At 40.2% G+C, this 11,214-nt stretch carries 10 protein-coding genes; 7 read left to right on the top strand and 3 right to left on the bottom strand.

Annotated elements, in window-relative coordinates; genetic code table 11:
* Nucleotides 1-13: 13 nt before the first annotated feature.
* The 3 genes from AAA970_RS07045 (at nucleotide 14) to AAA970_RS07055 (ending at nucleotide 3,815) form a co-directional block, all read left to right on the top strand.
* Nucleotides 14-1,699, top strand: a complete 1,686-nt coding sequence (locus tag AAA970_RS07045; protein WP_338236516.1) for an AMP-binding protein — start codon at nucleotides 14-16, stop codon at nucleotides 1,697-1,699.
* Between the two features lie 142 nt (nucleotides 1,700-1,841).
* Nucleotides 1,842-3,254 carry a YfcC family protein gene (locus AAA970_RS07050; RefSeq protein WP_338236517.1) on the top strand — a complete coding sequence of 471 codons (1,413 nt, stop codon included), beginning with the start codon at nucleotides 1,842-1,844 and terminating at the stop codon, nucleotides 3,252-3,254.
* 69 nt (nucleotides 3,255-3,323) lie between these two features.
* Nucleotides 3,324-3,815, top strand: a complete 492-nt coding sequence (locus AAA970_RS07055; protein WP_338236518.1) for a hypothetical protein — start codon at nucleotides 3,324-3,326, stop codon at nucleotides 3,813-3,815.
* 30 nt (nucleotides 3,816-3,845) lie between these two features.
* Here AAA970_RS07055 and AAA970_RS07060 read toward each other — a convergent pair whose 3' ends face one another.
* The 3 genes from AAA970_RS07060 to AAA970_RS07070 all read right to left on the bottom strand — a co-directional run bounded on the left by AAA970_RS07060 (nucleotide 3,846) and on the right by AAA970_RS07070 (nucleotide 6,492).
* Nucleotides 3,846-4,739 carry a DUF6089 family protein gene (locus AAA970_RS07060; RefSeq protein WP_338236519.1) on the bottom strand — a complete coding sequence of 298 codons (894 nt, stop codon included), beginning with the start codon at nucleotides 4,737-4,739 and terminating at the stop codon, nucleotides 3,846-3,848.
* A gap of 230 nt (nucleotides 4,740-4,969) precedes the next feature.
* Nucleotides 4,970-5,488, bottom strand: a complete 519-nt coding sequence (locus AAA970_RS07065; RefSeq protein ID WP_060686202.1) for a ferritin-like domain-containing protein — start codon at nucleotides 5,486-5,488, stop codon at nucleotides 4,970-4,972.
* Between the two features lie 65 nt (nucleotides 5,489-5,553).
* A complete protein-coding gene (locus tag AAA970_RS07070) occupies nucleotides 5,554-6,492 on the bottom strand; it encodes a sulfotransferase family protein (protein ID WP_338236520.1) in 939 nt (312 codons plus the stop codon).
* 126 nt (nucleotides 6,493-6,618) lie between these two features.
* Between AAA970_RS07070 and AAA970_RS07075 the strand changes: the two genes are divergently transcribed.
* From AAA970_RS07075 to AAA970_RS07090, 4 genes are read left to right on the top strand one after another with little or no spacing between them, the layout of a single operon-like run.
* Nucleotides 6,619-7,794 (top strand): glycosyltransferase family 2 protein, encoded by a 1,176-nt coding sequence (locus tag AAA970_RS07075; RefSeq protein ID WP_338236522.1) that lies wholly within the window; start codon nucleotides 6,619-6,621, stop codon nucleotides 7,792-7,794.
* On the top strand, nucleotides 7,784-8,701 hold the full coding sequence (locus AAA970_RS07080) for a glycosyltransferase family 2 protein (RefSeq protein WP_338236523.1): 918 nt from the start codon (nucleotides 7,784-7,786) through the stop codon (nucleotides 8,699-8,701). Before AAA970_RS07075 ends, AAA970_RS07080 begins: the two co-directional genes overlap by 11 nt.
* Nucleotides 8,698-9,876, top strand: a complete 1,179-nt coding sequence (locus AAA970_RS07085) for a glycosyltransferase family 4 protein (protein WP_338236524.1) — start codon at nucleotides 8,698-8,700, stop codon at nucleotides 9,874-9,876. The genes AAA970_RS07080 and AAA970_RS07085 overlap by 4 nt, the downstream gene beginning before the upstream one ends.
* Entirely contained in the window at nucleotides 9,867-11,090 is a 1,224-nt protein-coding gene (locus AAA970_RS07090; RefSeq protein WP_338236525.1) for a glycosyltransferase family 2 protein, read from the top strand. The genes AAA970_RS07085 and AAA970_RS07090 overlap by 10 nt, the downstream gene beginning before the upstream one ends.
* The last annotated feature ends 124 nt before the right edge of the window (nucleotides 11,091-11,214 follow it).

Consider the following 11,214-nt stretch of genomic DNA (forward strand, 5'->3'; position numbering starts at 1 on the left):
CCAATTATATCTTATGGAAACTCAGAAAGAAAAATATTTTTGGAGGAAAAACTATCCATCAGGAGTCCCCTTTGAAATCGATCCGGAAAAATACAGCTCATTGGTTGATCTGTTTGAGGAGACGGTTTCGGTTTATTCGGATCGGATTGCTTTTAATAATTTTGATAAAGAAATAACTTATAAAGAGCTGGAGGTGTACTCCGCTCAGTTTGCTGGCTATTTACAAGGCGAATTAGGTTTAAAAAAAGGGGATCGAATTGCTATTCAGGTTCCCAATCTGTTACAATATCCAATCGCACTTTGGGGAGCCATACGTGCAGGCTTGATTGTGGTTAATACCAATCCCTTGTATACGCCCCGTGAAATGGAACACCAGTTTAAGGATGCAGGTGTGAAGGCATTGTTGATATATGAGAATTTCGCTTTCAACCTTCAGGGGATATTGAAAAACACTCCGATTGAGCAGGTGATCCTCACCGGAACGGGAGATATGCTGGGAGGTTTAAAAGGCTGGTTGGTGAATTTTGTAGTTCGTCATATTAAGAAATTAGTTCCTAAATTCAATTTACCCCAGGCTATCAGTTTTAAAGAAGCCCTGAAGTTGGGGAAATCTCATCCTCTGAAAAAGGTGGAGGTGGAGTCTGAGGATATTGCCTTTCTGCAATATACCGGCGGGACTACCGGACTTTCCAAAGGGGCTATGTTGACCCACAGAAATATTGTGGCAGCACTGGAAGGCTCCACGGCCTGGGTCCGACCGGTTTTGCCGGCAGAGGGAGCGGTGATCATGACCGCCTTGCCAATGTACCATATTTTCGCCCTGACCGCCAATTGTTTATTAGTTTTTAAATTGGGAGGAAAGAATATTTTGGTTACTAACCCAAGGGATTTACCGGCTTTTGTGAAAATTATGAAGAATAATACCTTCAACATGATTTCCGGTGTCAATACCCTGTTCAATGCGCTATTAAATCGAGAAGATTTTAAAACCATTAATTTTTCCCAATTAAAAGTGACGCTCGGTGGAGGAATGGCAGTGCAGGATGCGGTTGCCCAAAAATGGGAAGAAGTCACCAAATGTCCTTTGGCTGAAGCTTATGGCATGACGGAAACCTCTCCGGGAATCACTATTAACCCACTGGATGGTTCCCAACACATGGGAAGTATTGGCCTTCCTTTTCCTTCTACTGAGGTGAAAATCATGAAAGAAGATGGCACAGAGGCTGAATTTGGAGAGCCGGGAGAACTTTGGGTGCGTGGGCCGCAGGTGATGAAAGGTTATTGGGAAAGGCCGGAGGCTACCGCGGAAGTTTTTGAAGGGGATTGGTTAAAAACAGGAGATATAGCGACTGTTGATGAGGAGGGTTTTTTCAAAATTGTGGATAGGAAAAAGGAAATGATCCTGGTTTCCGGCTTTAATGTTTATCCTAATGAGGTGGAGAATATTGTAGCATCTCACCCTAAAGTACTGGAAGTTGGTGCTATTGGTATCCCTGATGAACGATCAGGAGAAAAAGTGAAGGTCTGTGTGGTGAAAAGTGATGATACTCTCACCAAAGAGGAATTAATTGAATTTTGTAAGCAGGAATTAACGGCTTATAAGGTGCCTAAAGAGGTAGAATTTATGGAGGAGCTGCCTAAGAGCAATGTGGGGAAAATTCTCCGGAGGTTGCTCAAAGAACGGGAGGAGGGGAGTTAATCTAAATAGATAAAAATCAAGCTAAGGCGTTTCAATCATTTGGAGCGCTTTTTTATTTGTAATGAAAATGTGTTTCAATATTTGCCGCTCTTTAGAGATTAAATTTTAATTTTGCGCCTTCATTTATTATTTAAACGATTTAATGAAAGCCATTAAACTTCCCTCCGCTTATACAATTCTATTGTCGATTATTGTATTCGTAGCTGTTTTAACCCATTTACTCCCTACTGGTAAATATGCCTACCAAAATGGAGAAGGGAAAAGACTTTCACCCCAAGAAGCGATGCGAGGGGTAGAGGACGGATTTTTGCCGCTACCCAATACTTATGAAGCAGTAGAGTCAAATCCACAGGGAATTTTTGAGGTGATCCTGGCACCAATTCAGGGATTTTATAAAGCCATTGACGTTTCTGTCTTCATTTTAATGATAGGAGGATTTCTCGGAGTAATAATGGCCACTGGTGCTATTGATGCTGGTGTGAAACAAGTGCTGAAGAAGTTAAAAGGGAAAGAACAATGGATGATTCCTGTGCTGACTGCTCTTTTTGGTTTAGGTGGCTCCACCTTTGGGATGGCGGAGGAGACATTGGCTTTTTATCCGGTCTTAATTCCGGTTTTTGCTTCAGCGGGCTTTAATGCGAGAACGGCTGTGGGGACAATTTTATTAGGAGCAGGTTTTGGCGTTTTATCTTCCACTGTGAATCCCTTTTCAACGGCAATCGCATCAGGTTTTGCCGGAATTTCTATAGGAGATGGTTTGGGAGTAAGAGTATTTATTTGGTTCGTGATGTGGGTGTTGACTTCGTCCTTTCTTTTAAGATATGCTAAATCCGTAAAAACAGCGCCCAAAATCGAGGAGGAGCAGAAAGAAATTGCATTGCCAGCACTCAGTCAAAAACAAAGCCTGGCTTTAATCCTTTTTGCCCTGACTTTTTTGGTGATGATTGTGGGCGTTATTCCTTTTGCAGATTTAGGGATAACGATAATGCCCACTTTAGGCTGGTGGTTCAATGAATTGAATGCCCTATTCTTATGCTCTGCTATTTTGATGGGAGTTTTGGTGGGTATGAAAGAGGATGAGATTGCCTCTAATTTTGTGAATGGGGCCCGGGATATGCTAGGCGTGGCCTTTATTGTTGGGATTAGCCGTGGAATCACGGTGGTCATGAATGATGGTTTGATTATCGATACTATATTAAATTATGCCGAAATGGCTATTTCGGGGTTAAGCAGTTCTGTTTTTATCTGCATGATGTTTATCCTGGAGGTTTTCCTCTCTTTTTTCATTCCTTCAACTTCAGGTCTGGCAACGCTGACAATGCCTATTATGGCTCCTTTAAGTTCCTTTGCGGGTGTTGAAGCGCATTGGGTGGTGACCGCTTATCAAACGGCATCAGGTTTTGTGAATCTATTTACACCCACTTCTGCAGTAGTGATGGGGGGACTCGCCATTGGGAAAATTGGGTATGGTGAATTTTTTAAATGGGTTTTGCCCTACCTTGTTGTAGTTTTCCTTTTAGTGTTACTCGTGTTGGGAGTAGGGGTAATGGTTTAGTCCATTTGCTTTAAAGTTTTTGAAAAATTGTGGTTTCTAATGAATTAAACACTTTTTCTATTGAAGATTATGGAATACAAAGCATTTAGAAATCGATATTTAATTAAGTTGACCATTATCAATATTTTGATGAATGGTTTAGTGGCAGCGATCATGTACCTGCCCAAAGATGAAATTTCTGTATTTGAGGGTAAAGGACTTTATGTTGATTTTTTAGGGACTGCTTTTTTTATGCCCTTAATTTTGGGCACCATTATTCAAAAAGATATTAACAATAGTTTAGCTAATTATTCTTTTCTGTCAGACTATAAACCAATGCTGCATAAGTGGCTTAATAATAGATTAGGTTCATTGCTATTGAATAATAGCAGACCTCAGTTGTTATTCAGTATTTTTAGTCTCGCTTTTTGGGGGATTATTTCGGCCTTAGGATTTTATGGGGTTCATTTGGTGTTGGTACTTCCCTGGGAAGGTGTTATAATGAAGGCACTTTTTGGAGGAATGGTGGCCTTGTCTTTGAATTTTTTAATGGCAACATTCTTCCTTGAAAAGCAGATATAAAAAAAGCCCTCTTCAGAGGGCTTTGTTGTTTTATCTTCTTCTTCGTTTTTTCGGTTTGTATCTTCTGGTACTTCTTTTTCTCTTATGCATCTTTCCTCCGGAGCCAAAGGAGAAAAAGTATTCAACCCGGAAATTCATCAGGAAGTAACCATCATTATTGTCCGGGTTTCCTCTTACCTGACTTTCTTCTGGTCGGTTTGATGGCCATCGGTCAGGATCATTAGGCAATATCTCCCTGGTTCTATCCGAAAGCTGTGACTCCAATGATTCGTTATCGAACGGCATATATCTAGGGCCAGAAACATCATCTAAATAATCAGTCCCAGTAAATCTATATCCCCCGTCCACAGCAATATTGACAAATGGAGAGACTCTGAAACTACAGCCGAATCCCATTGGAATCGTATAAGTAACAGCACCGTAGGACTGTCCGGGCTCCGTTTCAATATTTCTAAGATTGTACTTGGTGCCCTCTAGTTTCGTGGTCGGGTTAACGGTTACTCCGCCAATGCCAATAAAAAAGTAGGGGTTAACTGCTCGACGTGCATAGAACCGTGAAGGCACCGGAAATAGATCCACATGGAGCGTAGTGGCAAATTCCACGTTATGTGACATGAAATTTAAATTCCTATTTTTACGGCCAATGTCATTGGCCTTCGCATCATCACCTCTCAAGGTGAAATAAGTGATGTCTCCGGCAATACTGAGGCGATCCCAAAATCTGTACCTTAATCCAACGGTAAGATTGGGTTGCACCCAAAACTGCCCATCATTTGCAAGGTCACCATAATAGTTGGCTATACCTGTACCCGCCGTAAAAACAAATTTTCTGTCGGCTCCTCTGGCATAAAATGATTGAGCTGTTACCTCCAGAATACTTAAACAGGAGAAAATAAGTATTAATAAGGGGTATTTTAGTTTCATAGAATGAATGTTGGATGCAATGGTGTTAAAATAACTATTACTTGAGATAATTAATGTCCAAATAATAAATGTCTTTTCAAAAAAGCGAAAAATTTTAAAATTTATCACCAAATAAGGCTAAAAAAATAGGCTTTCCTGTAAGTTTTTTATAATACTTGAATAAAAAATAAGCGTTTTTATTCTTTTGACTGCGCAAAAGTTGATTTTATCCATATTATTATCACTTTTCGTTAGCCTTCTTCTGAAGATGTAGCTAAGTTTCCAATAGATTGGTCTATCATATACAGCGCTACTCCTTCATCACCGGCCACTTCAAAGAAGTCAAGTATTCTTCTTGCAGTCATTTCCTCCTCGCGTTGCTCTGTGGCAAACCACTGTAAGAAATTGATGGTAATAAAATCATTTTCCTGATAACAATGGCTCATTAAAGCATTAATCGACTGAGTTACCGAAACCTCATGGTTAAGAAAGGATTCGCAGAGGTTTTTCAAAGATTCATAGTCCTGGGGGATGTCAGTGATTTCAGGACTGATCGCCTGCCCACCTACTTCATTGAGATAATTAAAAATTTTGAGCATATGCATTCTTTCTTCATCTGACTGGAGGTAAAAGAATTTTGCGGAATGTTCAAATGCGTTTCTTTCACACCAGGAGGCCATTCCGAGATAGATGGCGGAAGCTTTTGCCTCCATGGCGACTTGTTGGTTCAATAATTCTTCTGTTTTTTTGCTAAGGCTGCGATATTCCATGGTTTAGTAGATTTTGATGGGAGAAACTAATTAAATTTCTGCACATATAAAATCAGTACCCAATGTTAGTTGAAATGTTTCCAGTGATCTAAATTTACCCTTAACAAGTCTTCTAGCTTTTCAATATCCTCCAAATATATTTCTTGAGTGATTTTGTTTTTGAGCTCTTTTGGGAATGAAGGTTTTTCAAGATTGGCATTTCTGGCATTATTCAGCCATTTTTTGAGGTGCGGTTGTCCTTTAATCATGTTCAAAAGACCGGGAGTTAGCTTTTCAACGGACTTTTTGACCACACTATTTTGTCCGATAATGGCATCCAGCTTTTTATTTTTGATATATCCGGATTTATTAAATTGCTGGTTGGTTTCAAATTCAAAAGGGGCTAAATCCAGGAATTCAATTAGCTGGTTTAAAACTTCTGAAGGTCTTTTTAGGAGGTCTTCATGAAACAATATTTTTATCTGATGCTCAGGGAAAAGGTCAAAATAACTTTTTAAATGATCTGCATAAAAGCCACTTGGAATAAGGTCAGGCCTTTTCCAATATATATTTCCTTTTTTTATTACATCATTAAAACTAACCTCAGGAGTCCTGTTTTCTCTAGCCAAATGCAAATATCTGGACCATAATCTTTCTGCGGGCTGCCTCAGCACTGCAATAAGTTTGGCCTCCGGGATCCTTTGTTTAATGCCTTCGGCCGCTTTTTTGCTGTATAAATACATGGTAGAAGCTTCGGCTTTGAGCTGGTGGGGTTCCGCTGAAGCGAACAAATCAAGGTATTCCTGAAACTCCGTGACCGCCCATGGATAGTGGAACATCTGTTCGGGGTCGTCTTTTTCACTAACCGGATCTATTCCTTCCAATGCAAAAAAATTGGGCTCCTTTACCTCAGAAAAGAAAATATCAGGATGTTGATCCAAATAATGATAAAGAGAGGTGGTGCCTGATTTTCCTGCGCCTATAATCAGGAAGTCAGGTAAGGTGATGTTGGCAATGTCTTTCATGTTTTTTAATACTCCTTATAAATCCGTAAAGTTTTAACAAAACCTACTATTTATTGCATTTAAGTAAGTGTGGGTGATGTAACATTTTGATTCGTTTCTGCTTTAGAAAGTTATAAGTGAATCATTATGGAAATTATTATTAGCCTTCTCCTGCTTTATTTTACATTTAATGCCTGTTACTGGCTGTTCTTCAGTTTGTCAGGACTGTTTTATACGACCTTATCGCCAAAGGAAAAGTCCGGCGATTTGTCTTCATTTTTGGTCCTTATTCCTGCTTATAAAGAGGATGGGGTGATTGAATCTGTAGTGAAGGAAAATTTGAACCAAAATTATCCTAAAGAGAAATTTGATATTATAGTTATTGCGGATTCATTTCAGGAAGATACATTGAAGCGGTTGGAGCATTATCCTGTTGAGCTCTTGGTAGTGGAGTTTGAACAATCTACTAAAGTGAAGGCACTTAATGCGGCTTTTGAAAGTCTGAAGCGGGATTATGAATATGCGATGATTCTGGATGCTGATAATGTAATGGCGCCCAATTGCCTGATGGAAATGCATAAAGTTTTCTCTGCCGCTAAAGTTCAAGCGGTGCAGGGGCAAAGAACGGCAAAAAATGATAATACCTCCATGGCGGTTTTGGATGGAATCAGTGAGGCGATTAATAATCATATTTACCGTTCCGGGCATGCAGCAGTGGGAATGTCCTGTCCGCTAATTGGTTCCGGAATGGCATTTGAATTTCATTTAGTGAAACGGATCTTAAATGAAATGATCTCCGTGGGAGGCTTTGACAGGGAACTGGAACTACGCCTGCTACGGGAAAATGTGAGTGTGAAGTATCAGGCTACCGCTATTACCTTTGATGAAAAAATTCAAAATACTTCCGGTTTTTATAATCAAAGACGCAGGTGGATTTCCACTCAGTTTGTGTATTTAAAAAAATATTTTTTTGAAGCCCTTATGCTATTGATGAAGGGCAATCTTTCCTTTTTTGATAATGCCGTTATTCGGAATTTGCAACTTCCCAGGCTGCTGTTTTTGGGTTTAATGGGGCTTTTTACCCTGCTAGCCCTGATCATTCCTCAATTTGTAGGCCCATTTTCGGATTGGGTGAAAATTTGTATTATCACATTACTGTCCATAGTGGTCGCCTTTCCCCGGAGGATGTTGAACAGAAAGCTTTTCGGGGCAATACTGCTTTTGCCTAAAACTTTTTTATTGATGCTATTGGCCTTATTGAAAGTAAAAGGCGCTAATAAGAAATTTATTCACACCACTCATTCCTCCAATAATGTCAAGTAATAAAAGCAAGGTTTCCATTATCGCGATCAATTATAACTCCACAGCATACACCATGGATTTTATTGCCTCTATTGATAAATATCACGGTAAAGAAGTGGAAATCATCATTGTGGATAATGCCTCGGAGGTTTCCCCAAAGGAAGAAATTCTGACTAAGTTTCCTGATGTGGTGGTTTTAGAATGCGAGACCAACCTGGGATTTGCCGGAGGCAATAATTTGGGCTATCGTCATGCTTCGGGAGATTTTATATTTTTCGCCAATAATGATACGCTCTTTACTGCGGGGCTGTTGGACGGATTAATGCAAGTTTTTCAGGATTATCCGGGTGTGGGTCTGGTTTGTCCTAAAATTAAGTTTTTTGAGCCCTATGGACTTATTCAGTATGCAGGTTCAACGCCTTTAAATCCCTGGACTGCCCGAAACAGTACTTATGGCGCAAAAGAAAAAGACCTTGGACAATATGACAAAACATATGAGACGGCTTTTCCACATGGCGCAGCTATGATGGTTCCCCGGGCAGTCATTGAAAAGGCGGGCATGATGCCTGAAGATTATTTTTTGTACTATGAGGAACTTGACTGGGGCGCGATGTTGAAAAGGGCAGGCTATAAGCTGATATACAACGGAAAAGTGGAAATCATTCATAGGGAGTCTAGTTCCATCGGCAAAAGCAATCCATTCAAAACTTATTATATGAATCGAAATCGCATATTATTTGTGAAGCGAAATTTTCCCAAAATACACCAGCTGTTTTTCAGTTTGTATTTTGGTTTACTAGCTTTTCCTAAAGGCTTACTTGTTTTTGCGCTAAAAGGAGAGTGGGAGCATTGTAAAGCACTTTGGAGTGCGGTGCGTTGGCATTTTAAATCACCACTCAGCAGGGCTGTAAAATATGAAAGTGTATGAGAATTGGTATTGAAGCAAGGCGGATTTTTCGCCCCAAGAAGCATGGTTTAGAGATCGCTTTACTGGAAACGCTTAAAGCATTGCAAGTGCTAGACCAGGAAAATGAGTACTTCATTTTTGCCAAACCCGACAGCGATTTATCCTGCATCACTTTTCGCGACAATTTCAAATTGGTCCTATTGCCTTCCCTGTCAGAATTAGATTGGGAACAGGTGGTGCTGCCATCTGCGGTTAAAAAATATAAAATTGATTTATTGCACTGCACCAGCAATACTGCTCCCATATTGGTGTCTGTTCCTTTAATATTGACGCTTCATGATATCATTTATTATCATGCTCCTACTTTTGAAGGAAGCCCTTACCAGATTATCGGAAATGCTTACAGGCGTTTTGTTGTTCCTTTTGCGGTTAAAAACGCGACCCATATTTTCACAGTTTCATCAAATGCCAAGGAGCAAATAAAAGATCGATTCCCTGTTGCGAATAATAAAATTTCAGTGAACTATAATGGAATTAATCCGGCATTTAAACGCTGTCAGCAATTCAAGCCGCTGGAGATTGTCAGGCTGAAATATAATTTACCTGAAACCTTTATTTTTTTTATTGGGAATGATCATCCGCGAAAGAATGCGATAAAGATGATCGAGGCGTATTGTTTGTATTGTCAAAATGTGAAAAACCCTTTGCCATTAGTTTGCCCAAATGTTCCTTCCGAAATGATAATGAATGTTTTGGAAGAAAATCAATTACAACATCTATGGCAGGATTTTATACAGCCTGAATATATCACTTTTGAAGATCTTCCTTTGGTCTATAATTTGGCCGAATTATTTGTTTTTCCTTCTCTGGAAGAGGGGTTTGGCCTTCCCATCATTGAAAGTATGGCCTGTGGGACTCCCGTGATCACATCGAATATTTCCTGTATGCCGGAAGTGTCAGGAGCTGCAGCCAAATTAGTCGATCCAAATTCTATACCTGCTTTAGCGGAGGCCATGGAAGAAATTTTGAAAAATCAGGCTTTTCGGAATCAACTTATTTCGGCCGGACTACAGCGTAGCCGTGATTTTTCGTGGAAGGCCAATGCGGAGAATTTATTAAGTCAATATTTAAAAATCGGTCAACAATTCCTCTACAAAAAAACGTCCACCTTAACCTCTGATTACCAATGGAAATAAATTTACTGACGACATCTGATCAGCTGACAATGGCAGAATGGATCTTTTGGACTGCTTTGGCTTTGGTTTTTTATACCTACGTGGGTTACGGCATGCTGTTGGGCTTTTTAGTAAGCCTGAAGAAGAAATTTTTTCCCGAAAAAATTTTTCATTTTGAGCAGGAGGACTTGCCTTCGGTCACCTTTATAGTGGCTGCCTATAATGAGGAGGCCTACATTCAGGAAAAAATAGATAACTGTTTATCTCTCGAATACCCTCAGGAAAAAATTTCTTATTGGTTCGTGACGGATGGTTCTAATGATGGTACCATGTCGATTATTGAATCCAATCCGGAAGTGCGATTGTTGCATCGGGAGGAACGGGCAGGTAAAATAGCCGCCATGCATCGGGCCATGGGGGAGGTAGAAAGCGATATTGCGATTTTTTCAGATGCTAATGCTCTATTAAATCCAGAGGCGGTAATGGAAATGGTGCAGTGTTATGCCAACCCTCGGGTGGGAGCCGTTGCCGGAGAAAAGGGGATTGCCATGGATGCAGAGGAAAAAGCCAGCGGGGCTGGGGAAGGAATTTACTGGAAATATGAGTCCCAGTTAAAAAAATGGGACTATCAATTATACTCGGTTGTGGGAGCGGCAGGGGAGTTGTTTTCAGTCAGGACAAGTCTTTATGAAGGTGTTGAGCCGGATACCCTTTTAGATGATTTTATGATTTCCTTAAGAATTGCCAAAAAGGGCTATCGGGTGGCTTATGCGCCAAACGCCAAGGCTACCGAAAAGGCTTCCCTAAATGTAGAGGAAGAAATGAAGCGAAAGATTCGCATTTCAGCCGGAGGCTTGCAATCCATTTCCAGATTAATCCCTTTACTTAATATTTTTAAGCATGGGTGGTTGAGTTTTCAATATATTTCGCATCGGGTTTTACGTTGGACGCTGGCTCCATTGGCTTTGCCGTTCATTTTTATATCCAATGGATATTTGGCGGTTCAGTCCGAGGAGTGGATTTATAGCTTATTGTTGCTTGGCCAATTGGGATTTTATTTTCTGGCCTTTTTAGGGATGATTCTACAGGATAAAAAAGTCAGGATTAAAGGTTTCTTTGTGCCTTACTATTTTGCCATGATGAACTGGTCCGTTTATTTGGGCCTGATTCGGCTGTTAAAAGGCCGTCAATCGGTGAAATGGGAGAAAGCAGTAAGGGCAACCACCACCTCCTGATGATTGCCCTGCCTTTGATGGATTAACCGGGCTACTATGGAGTAGAACTAGCCCGAATTATTCACCGGCATATTTATTAGTTGATTGTAAGTAATTTAATTTTAGTTCATTACAATTAATTTTC

It is taken from the genome of Persicobacter diffluens, assembly GCF_036244895.1.
GTDB classification, from domain to species: Bacteria; Bacteroidota; Bacteroidia; order Cytophagales; family Cyclobacteriaceae; genus Persicobacter; species Persicobacter diffluens.

Excerpts from the sequence above, each read along its gene's own strand:
- AAA970_RS07050 (WP_338236517.1), top strand. The coding sequence starts at position 1,842 with ATGAAAGCCATTAAACTTCCCTCCGCTTATACAATTCTATTGTCGATT.
- AAA970_RS07085 (WP_338236524.1), top strand. The coding sequence starts at position 8,698 with ATGAGAATTGGTATTGAAGCAAGGCGGATTTTTCGCCCCAAGAAGCAT.
- AAA970_RS07075 (WP_338236522.1), top strand. The coding sequence starts at position 6,619 with ATGGAAATTATTATTAGCCTTCTCCTGCTTTATTTTACATTTAATGCC.
- AAA970_RS07065 (WP_060686202.1), bottom strand. The coding sequence starts at position 5,488 with ATGGAATATCGCAGCCTTAGCAAAAAAACAGAAGAATTATTGAACCAA.
- AAA970_RS07080 (WP_338236523.1), top strand. The coding sequence starts at position 7,784 with ATGTCAAGTAATAAAAGCAAGGTTTCCATTATCGCGATCAATTATAAC.
- AAA970_RS07055 (WP_338236518.1), top strand. The coding sequence starts at position 3,324 with ATGGAATACAAAGCATTTAGAAATCGATATTTAATTAAGTTGACCATT.
- AAA970_RS07060 (WP_338236519.1), bottom strand. The coding sequence starts at position 4,739 with ATGAAACTAAAATACCCCTTATTAATACTTATTTTCTCCTGTTTAAGT.
- AAA970_RS07070 (WP_338236520.1), bottom strand. The coding sequence starts at position 6,492 with ATGAAAGACATTGCCAACATCACCTTACCTGACTTCCTGATTATAGGC.
- AAA970_RS07090 (WP_338236525.1), top strand. The coding sequence starts at position 9,867 with ATGGAAATAAATTTACTGACGACATCTGATCAGCTGACAATGGCAGAA.
- AAA970_RS07045 (WP_338236516.1), top strand. The coding sequence starts at position 14 with ATGGAAACTCAGAAAGAAAAATATTTTTGGAGGAAAAACTATCCATCA.